This window comes from Nostoc sp. (genome assembly GCF_036919555.1).
Lineage (GTDB): Bacteria > Cyanobacteriota > Cyanobacteriia > Cyanobacteriales > Nostocaceae > Nostoc.
In genome coordinates, this window is sequence record NZ_JBALCS010000011.1 from 38,429 (window position 1) to 44,758 (window position 6,330).

Annotated in this window: 5 protein-coding genes and 2 pseudogenes; 2 read left to right on the forward strand and 5 right to left on the reverse strand. The window is 39.9% G+C overall.

All coding sequences use genetic code 11. The features are described from left to right. Positions 1–495: 495 nt before the first annotated feature. A complete protein-coding gene (gntA, locus tag V7K36_RS04215; RefSeq protein ID WP_335113480.1) occupies positions 496–1,287 on the reverse strand; it encodes a guanitoxin biosynthesis heme-dependent pre-guanitoxin N-hydroxylase GntA in 792 nt (263 codons plus the stop codon). A 619-nt stretch (positions 1,288–1,906) separates the two neighbouring features. Here gntA and V7K36_RS04220 point away from each other — a divergent pair. After that, positions 1,907–2,659, forward strand: a complete 753-nt coding sequence (locus tag V7K36_RS04220; protein ID WP_335113482.1) for a class I SAM-dependent methyltransferase — start codon at positions 1,907–1,909, stop codon at positions 2,657–2,659. Between the two features lie 288 nt (positions 2,660–2,947). Here V7K36_RS04220 and V7K36_RS04225 read toward each other — a convergent pair whose 3' ends face one another. Continuing rightward, a complete protein-coding gene (locus tag V7K36_RS04225; protein WP_335113484.1) occupies positions 2,948–3,571 on the reverse strand; it encodes an RNA polymerase sigma factor in 624 nt (207 codons plus the stop codon). 821 nt (positions 3,572–4,392) lie between these two features. Here V7K36_RS04225 and V7K36_RS04230 point away from each other — a divergent pair. Continuing rightward, positions 4,393–4,863 (forward strand): annotated as a pseudogene (locus tag V7K36_RS04230) (transposase); the annotation flags it as partial. Here V7K36_RS04230 and V7K36_RS04235 read toward each other — a convergent pair. The 3 genes and pseudogenes from V7K36_RS04235 to V7K36_RS04245 all read right to left on the reverse strand — a co-directional run. Continuing rightward, the gene (locus tag V7K36_RS04235; RefSeq protein ID WP_335113486.1) at positions 4,848–5,030 is read right to left on the reverse strand and encodes a hypothetical protein; all 183 of its coding nucleotides are present in this window, start codon (positions 5,028–5,030) and stop codon (positions 4,848–4,850) included. The pseudogene V7K36_RS04230 and the gene V7K36_RS04235 overlap by 16 nt on opposite strands. A gap of 62 nt (positions 5,031–5,092) precedes the next feature. Next, a complete protein-coding gene (locus V7K36_RS04240) occupies positions 5,093–6,034 on the reverse strand; it encodes an NADP-dependent oxidoreductase (RefSeq protein WP_335113488.1) in 942 nt (313 codons plus the stop codon). 8 nt (positions 6,035–6,042) lie between these two features. Beyond that, a pseudogene (locus tag V7K36_RS04245) lies at positions 6,043–6,330 on the reverse strand (DUF1269 domain-containing protein); the annotation flags it as partial.

Below are 6,330 nucleotides of genomic sequence, written 5' to 3' on the forward strand. Positions count from 1 at the left end.
CCAATTACAGACCTTCCTTGACGATAACAAGTTTGCACAATAATCAACAAGTTGGCAGTATGTTGGAACCGCTCCATCGAACGGGAACCACCAGACCTGGATTTATCACAAGTTCTGTGATCGCATTTACCATAACCTTTACCCAGAGTATGTTTTGGGCTTTTTTTTAGGGATCAGAGTTTTGATACAGTGTGAAACGCCTAAATCGAGATTTTATAAGGCTTTCATAAATCTGGTGAGAAATGCGGGCACAAACTTTGCGTTTCGTCACAGCTAAACGCAGAGTATCCTAAGGGAGCGCCCTTAACGCTCAGATCCTCCGTTCGTGCACCGTGTCCTTCAGACACAGGAGGCTCGCTTTGCTAAATTATTATCGGGAGGAGCCTCTGGGTGAGTGAGAAAATACCACCATTGTTGGGTTTTATCTTGTTAAGAGTAAAAGCTTACCCGGCTTTCCTCCAGCTTTAGAAATCCATTGATTTATCGTTGTCTAGACTAATGTTTCTTCTTGTGTACAACTAGAGGACATTGCCAATCTTTTTCTACTGCGCGTCCAGAATATTGTCTGACTTCAGCCTCTTCAGGACGACTATAGTCATATTTTGCTGGCAGATTAGGATTAATATGACCTTGCAAAGCCACGTCACGCTCGCGAATAATTCTTACGAAGTTATCGAATTGATTAGTTTCAACTAAATGGTCAAATTGGCGACTGGCATTAAATACTAGAAGTGGGTAGGAAAATCGTCTTGCAATTCGAGAACTTCCGGGATGCATCCCAATAATGAAAAAGCTTCGTTCAGCAAAGCTGTATGAAAACTTATGATTATTGATATCGTTGCTGAAGTTTGTATCCCAATCATGGTAACGCCTATCTTCATCATATAGCATTTGCAGTTGAGTCCAAACAAGTTTTTCAAAGTCGTGTTCATTTTGCGATATGGGTTTTTCAAACACAGCAATAAACGCTGTAAAATTACTATTCATGGCATCTTGCTCCGTCACAAAAGTGAAAAGATTTCGAGCTAATGCCAAGGTAGTTTCTTTTGTACACATATCATGATACATGCTGAAACGATAGTTCTTCTGGTTAAATACTGAGGTTGCACCCATACACGTAAAAGGCGGAGTACGATGCAGTATTTTAGCCTGAAACTTGGCATGTACTTGAGTTACTTTATCTGATGCGTTTGTACCAGTTTCAAGCAGTTGAAATTCTGTTCCGTCCAACTTTCCATAACAACTGTGCTTCAGTGCTACATGACTTCTAAATGGATTTTCTATCATACTTCATCAATTCATTTTATAAGAGTGGTACATTGACAAAAAATGAAAATTTGTATCTAGCTATTTAGTCTAAAGGAGATTCAAGCAATAAAATGCCCGGCCTTCGACTTGGTGCAGTTGCGCGACTGTCGCTTAACCGCAAGGATACACTACTTCACCGTATCAAGGATATTTAAGCTATACGACTGTATCTTTGCACTTTCGCCCTTTGGGGCAAAAGTTACGGCGAGGCATTTTATTACTGGTAAATACCTAAGATAGATACTAAAAGCTTAAATACTGTTGGATTTTGATTTAAGTTTAGACAAATATGACCATAATTAATAATGTCATATTATTAACCAATCGACAACTTAAATCTAGTAATATTCTATAAATAAAACGCATTTTTTAGACAAGCTGTTTAAAATATTTACAAAATATGATTTGTTTAAAAAAACCTTAAGAAATCCTATAATTATTAGTTTTTAATGTTAGATTTTTCACATTCTCAATCGGCTGTACTAGTAAAACTATGAATAAAGCAAAGTAATATCAAAAAATTGATTTTACATTAAGCTGTGTAACTTTTAAATATGTATTTAGCTTGTTACAAACTACTTCTCAGGAGTAAATAACAATGGTGGAACCAAAATTTTTGAATCGTAATATTGTAGGTTATGAATCTAGTGATTTAAGTTTGGATCAAATCCAAGCAAAAGCTCGTGATTTTTATGCAAGACAAGCAGGACTATTTGCCAAAATACTAAGTGAATCTTGGTCAGAATACACCAATATTTCTCATCCCGCATTCAAAAATGATCTCGATCTGATTCGTCAAGTAAAAGAACTTGTTTCTCCTGGTGCCAAAGGACTTGATGCTGGTTGTGGTCCCCTTGCTCGTGAAGTCTTCTGCTTTTACCAGGATGGCTATGACATGTATGGTATAGATGTAGTGCCAGAAAACATCCAAACGGCATTGGAGTATCATCCTTCATTGGCTGAGCGCCTTTTTTTGGCTGATTTGACCCAACCACTTGATTTTCCTGATAATTCCTTTGACTTCATTATTTCCAATACAGTCATTCAACACATTAATCTCAATTGTTTAACTGATGTAACTTTTCCAGAGTTGACACGAATACTTAAGCCTGGTGGTGTTATTCAGTTAATGTTTAGGTCTGGTAATGGAACTCTAACTATTCAGGATGTAGAGTTTAACGATCAACGTAGCTTTTACCTATATCAGCCAGAGGTAATTCTGGAGATACTCGCTAGGCATGGATTATCTTTAGTTCCAGAAGAGAATGGAAGTTTAGGAGGAATTATTTATGTCACTGATGTTAGACCAATGGAGAATTGTATTTTCTGTGTGCGGAAAACACCTAGTTGACTAATAAAACTCAAGTAGTATAGCAGTAGAAATTAACCGCAAACTCTCTTGTGTACTTCTTTAGAACCTGTTTTTATGAAGTAATAACAGGTTCTAAGTCAGGTGTACCGAAATGCTGCAAAAAATGGAAGATACCGCTGGCGAGTTTATTGAAATGATGATTTGAAGATATTTCGCTTTAAAGTTTTCCACGATACTGCTGGAGTTTCTAGTGTTAATAAATATTTTGCCAACGGTATCATGAAAAGATTTACCCATGAAAGGTTAAGATAATTGCACATCTATTTGTCAAGAAGGAGTCGGTAATGATTCCAGTTCCACCCTTTCCTCCCCGATAAAATATCTCCTCAACTTTATAAGTAGAACAGCCTGCATTTGTGAAATGCGCTTGCAAATATTCTGGTAAGAAATATCTTGCAACTGGGCAATTTCTTGATAAGACACTTCTTGATAAAAGTGCAGGATAAACGTCTGGCGCAGTTTAATCGGTAAGTTAGCGATCACACTGCGAATCACAATCTTTTTCTCGTCTGTCTCCAAAGCGTCTAGGGACGTATTTTCAAACGAAACTAGTTCTTTCTCTTCTGGAATCGCTTCTATTTCTACATTCTCAACTCGGTTTACAACCCGACTACGTTCTCGATAAATATTCACGCAGAGATTGTGAGTTAGGCTAGTCAGCCAAGCTTTAAAGTCGGCAATTGCCTCTGCATACTTTTGCATCTTCTCCCAAGCTTTGAGCATCGCCCACGAAAGCGCATTTTCGGCTTCGGTAGGATTCCCGCCCATCCACTTGATGCCGCAACGGTAAAGACAGTCTTGATACTGCTCGCATAGCTGCCAAAAAGCGAAACCTGACTCTTGAGAGTAACTACGCAGTTCGGAGATCGTAACTAATTGAGTAATCACCATAACACATGAAGGTAGATGAACCCTGTCTCTAATGCAATAAACCATAAACCAAATAGCACTTGGTTTATAGGTTATAATACTTGAATTGCTTTCCTTTAATAGGATGTCTAATTAGAAAATTCAAATGTTAACTTGAGGCAGTTAGCGCTATTTCAACAAAGTTGTCAGCGCCACATAGGCTTCAACAAACTAGTTTAAATCTAGCTACTTGCTAACTGGTTCAGTAGTTTTACTGAAAATAGATAAATTTACATTTATTTTATAGAACCCATTTGTTACAAGTCACGCAGCCTTGAGATATTTGCACTGTTCAATCGTATTCTGTGTCTCCATTGCTGAAAGCACTTTTCAAGAGGCTCCTTTTTTGAGTGCCCACTACTACAATAGACATATGTTAAAAATGCTTCCCGAAATCCCTGAGCCTATTTTATTAACCCAGATTTTTGCCAAGCTCACTGCTTTAGGACGTATTCATCTCGTTTCTACAGATGTTGAACCCTCGTAAATTGGCAGAGGTATTGGTGTAGAGATTTAAATTTCGGAGAAAAGTCTGTAAATACCAAAAGGGAAAAGCCTGTCAATACTAAAAATAAAAACTATCACCGAATTAACTCTCGTTCTCTATGATGGCATAAAAGCCAATTCGGGAGCATCCAGTGATGTTAAGTAAGTCGTGGAGAAAATTTCTAACTATGTAACAAAGAATTAAGCAGAAGAATTAGAGTTAAATCTTACACGTTGTGTACTGTAGTTTCCCTTTTCTCCTCTTGTTTGAATTCCATCAATGACAGCATAAGCAAGATATAACTCATCCTCAAAAAACATACGTAATGACGAATCTTCAAGGAAATCTAAAGAAAACTTTAGGCGATCTATATGGATTAAGAACTTGGGTAGAATATGCTTTTCGCCAGTGTAAACAGGAACTAGGTTGGACAGATTATCGTTTTACTAATTTCCAACATATCGAGAGGTGGTGGGAAATTATTTTTTGTGTTTACACAATGATCAGTTTAAATTCTTCAGCTTTTTTAGAATTAAATAAATCTCGTCAAATGGGAACAGAGGTACAAAGAAATACTTCTGTTGATTTTTCTAATCATAAACTATGGAACCATGAAGTCGGATGGAAGAATACTTTAAATAATCTTCGTCTAATTCTTCAACCGCTCTTACTATTTTGGTTGATTTATCCTTGGCTAGATATTTTTCCTAATTCCCATTTATTCCTGGGATTTAATTATTTAATTAGTACAATGAATCAATTTAAACCCTCTTATGCTTCTGGATAGTTTAGTTTATTTACTACTTGCTTATTCCGGAAAGTGACAGAAGAGGGATAGGCTCCATTGGTATCTTCGGCAGTTGCCAGCATAATCCAGAGAATGCCCATTCCCCAATTGGCGCGACCTTCAGCATTGTTGACTTCAAAAGCTTGTGGCTTGTTTTGTGAGTTCATAAGTGCAGTGTTGATAGATCGAAAGGTTCCATCACCGATACTCGTGTTTCTATCTAAACGCTTCACGCCTCAGCGCTAATTTGCAGCACGATTTTGCCGCGAACATACCCATCCTGACTTAGATCCTGAGCTTGACGAGCCTCAGACAAAGGGAAAGTTTGAGCCACAACCGTCTTCACCTGCCCGGAATCGAGTAAGTCAGCAATCTCTTGCAGCAGCGAGGCAGAGATTTTCATATTCACCATTTCGGCACGGACACCTCGTTCTTGAGCTTTTTGAGCATCAGGGGGAGCGGGGGTTGAAACTAGAATGCCACCCGGCTTCAGCACCGAATAGGAACGGGCTTGGGTGTCGCCGCCTAACGTATCCAGAACGACATCCACATTCTGAACCACTTGTTCAAAGGGGGTGGCTCTATAGTCAATCACTTGATCTGCGCCCAGAGATTGAACAAATTCTGCATTCGCGGTTGAGGCAGTTCCAATCACATGCGCTCCTTTCCACTTAGCAAACTGGACTGCGAATATGCCAACCCCACCTGATGCAGCATGAATTAGGACAGATTGACCCGGCTGGAGATCTGCATGATCAAACAGCGCTTGATAGGCAGTCATTGCCACCATTGGCACTGATGCCGCTTGTACAAAATCGAGCGTCTGTGGTTTAAGTGCGATCGCATCTTGTGAAGCCGTGGCAAACTCAGCATAAGCTCCCATTTTTAGTTCGCCATACACCGCTTGACCGACTTGGAATGTTTTGACCTCTGTACCAATCGCTTCCACAGTGCCCGCAACATCCATTCCAGGTGTGAACGGCAAAGGCATAGGAAAAACCTCTTTCATATAGCCTGCCCGGATTTTCCAATCGAGCGGATTGACTCCGGCCGCCTGAACTCGAATCAGCACTTCATTGGGCTGGGGTTCAGGGGATGCTATTGTTTCCAGTGTCAGTACGTCTGACGCTCCATAGTCATGAACGCGGATTGCTTGCATCATGTTACTCATCCAAATTTTTATAGTGTGTCAAAAATGATCCAATCCTGAATCCCTTGCGGTTTCAAAACGGTTTCAGCTTGCCGAAGTTCATCGTTCGTTCCCTCAATCACGATCAAATACTGTCCTTGCGCTAACTGCTCTCTATAACGCTTCACCTGCTCGTCTGAAATGTCCGTGCCGATCGCGGCTCCGAGTATTGCACCTGCCACGGCTCCATAAAAGGTTCCGGTCGCAAGTCCCACAGAAGCGGCTTCTGTGGCTAAGACAAGTGAGCCAACTCCTGGAACTGCCAGGGTTACGAGTTC

Excerpts from the sequence above, each read along its gene's own strand:
- V7K36_RS04220 (WP_335113482.1), top strand. The coding sequence starts at position 1,907 with ATGGTGGAACCAAAATTTTTGAATCGTAATATTGTAGGTTATGAATCT.
- V7K36_RS04235 (WP_335113486.1), bottom strand. The coding sequence starts at position 5,030 with ATGAACTCACAAAACAAGCCACAAGCTTTTGAAGTCAACAATGCTGAA.
- gntA (WP_335113480.1), bottom strand. The coding sequence starts at position 1,287 with ATGATAGAAAATCCATTTAGAAGTCATGTAGCACTGAAGCACAGTTGT.
- V7K36_RS04240 (WP_335113488.1), bottom strand. The coding sequence starts at position 6,034 with ATGAGTAACATGATGCAAGCAATCCGCGTTCATGACTATGGAGCGTCA.
- V7K36_RS04225 (WP_335113484.1), bottom strand. The coding sequence starts at position 3,571 with ATGGTGATTACTCAATTAGTTACGATCTCCGAACTGCGTAGTTACTCT.